Annotated in this window: 2 protein-coding genes; one reads left to right on the top strand and one right to left on the bottom strand. The window is 69.2% G+C overall.

Annotated features, from left to right (window positions below; all coding sequences use genetic code 11):
• Positions 1 to 9: 9 nt before the first annotated feature.
• On the top strand, positions 10 to 162 hold the full coding sequence (locus GVY43_RS16155; RefSeq protein ID WP_371730284.1) for a carboxyl transferase domain-containing protein: 153 nt from the start codon (positions 10 to 12) through the stop codon (positions 160 to 162).
• Positions 163 to 390: 228 nt separating this feature from the next.
• On the opposite strand, the gene coaA is transcribed toward GVY43_RS16155, so the two are convergent.
• Positions 391 to 1,141, bottom strand: a 751-nt coding sequence (gene coaA / locus GVY43_RS15440) for a type I pantothenate kinase (RefSeq protein WP_159563749.1), incomplete at its 5' end; no start/stop codon positions are given.

Genomic DNA, 1,141 nt, shown 5'->3' on the forward strand with positions numbered 1-1,141 from the left:
ACGTACAACGTGGCGTCGCCGTACCTGGCGGCCGAGCGTGGTGAGCTAGACGGCATCATCCAGCCGCACGCCACCCGCGTGTCGGTCATCAAGGCCCTCCGGTCGCTGCGGGGCAAGCGTGCAACGCTGCCCCCGAAGAAGCACGGGAACATCCCGCTCTGACGGGACGCCACGCAGCACCCGTGCCCTCGGACGAGCCCGCTTCGGTGGCGGACGTCCGGGTGGTCTCCGGCGAACCCACCCCCGAGGAGCTCGCCGCCGTCGTGCAGGACCGCCTGGCGCTCGACGCCGCGTAGGGTTCCCCTCCGCAAGACACCGGTGTTCGCCGGTTGAACACGCGCAGGACGCGGTTCAGCTCGCGAACACCGGTGTTTTGCTGCCCGCTCCCGTTCAGATCTTGCGGAGCAGGACCGAGTTCACCTTGTGGTTCGCGCCCTTCTTCAGCACCAGGGTGGCGCGGGAGCGCGTGGGCAGCACGTTCTCGAGCAGGTTCGGCTCGTTGATCGCCCGCCAGACCTCGGTCGCCGTCCGCACCGCGTCCTCACGCGAGAGCGAGGCGAACCGGTGGAAGAACGAGTCGGGGCTCGAGAACGCCTCTTCCTGCAGGGCGAGGAACCGGTCGACGTACCAGGACTCGATGTCCTTGGTCTTCGCGTCCACGTAGATCGTGAAGTCGAACAGGTCGGACAGCGCGAGCCGCCCGTGCACCGGGGGCGCCAGCACGTTGAGACCCTCGACGATGAGCACGTCGGGCTGCCGGACGACGAGCTCGGCATCGGGCACGATGTCGTAGACCAGGTGCGAGTAGTACGGCGCCCGGACCTCGGTTGCCCCGCTCTTCACCTGGCTCACGAAGCGCAGCAGGGAGCGGCGGTCGTACGACTCCGGGAAGCCCTTGCGGTCCATGATCCCGCGGCGCTCCAGCTCGGCGTTCGGGTACAGGAAGCCGTCGGTCGTCACGAGCTCCACGCGAGGGGTGTCCGGCCAGCGCTTCGTCAGCTCCCGCAGCAGACGGGCGACGGTGGACTTGCCGACGGCGACGGAACCCGCGACGCCGATGACGAACGGCGTGCGTCCGGCGCGCTCACCCAGGAACCGGCTCGTCTCGGCGTGCAAGTTCCGTGCGCCGGCCGCGTAGAGC

It is taken from the genome of Exiguobacterium sp. 8H (genome assembly GCF_902506255.1).
Lineage (GTDB): Bacteria > Bacillota > Bacilli > Exiguobacteriales > Exiguobacteriaceae > Exiguobacterium > Exiguobacterium profundum.